Origin of the sequence: Corallococcus praedator (genome assembly GCF_003612125.1) — a bacterium.
GTDB lineage: Bacteria > Myxococcota > Myxococcia > Myxococcales > Myxococcaceae > Corallococcus > Corallococcus praedator.
In genome coordinates this window covers 1-472 of the sequence record NZ_RAWI01000916.1, presented here as the reverse complement: position 1 = coordinate 472, position 472 = coordinate 1, and the positions used below count along the sequence as shown (strand labels likewise).

Sequence of the window (472 nt, the reverse complement as noted above, 5' to 3'; positions counted from 1 at the left end):
CCGTATCACCTTTGGCATTGATGAGCGCCTGCGACTCGCCTTTTTTAATGATCGCGAAGCCTTCCCGAAAGGGCAGCAGTTCGTCGGCGTCGAGGGAAACAGCATTCGGGGCGGCACTGGCGGGAACGGTAGCTTCAGCGGTTTCGGCGGACGTCTCGGCCGGGGCTGTTTCGATGGTGTCAGCCGGGGCATCGGTAGTGGTGGTGCCGCTGTCGCCATCACCCGACGAGCAGGCTCCCAACCCCAGCAAAATCCAGAAATACACGGCGTAGTAGTGTTTCATCGATACAATAAGGGTTTACAGGAAGGCGCGAATGAGTCGATACAGATACTGTCAAACCGGATGGGTTTATCTCATCCGGTCGTTGAAGAAAGTTGAAAATGGTGTGGACAACTATAATTTCTGTTCATAGGTAACTCAATAAATCCGGGTTAAAAGTAGAGTAAACTCGTATGCCGACTGACCCTATGT

The 472-nt window shown here is 52.5% G+C and carries 1 protein-coding gene; it reads right to left on the bottom strand.

Annotated features, from left to right (window positions below; all coding sequences use genetic code 11):
- Positions 1–283 (bottom strand): hypothetical protein (locus D7Y13_RS45450; protein WP_208734600.1); only part of this gene is annotated, 283 nt, incomplete at its 3' end.
- Between the last annotated feature and the right edge of the window lie 189 nt (positions 284–472).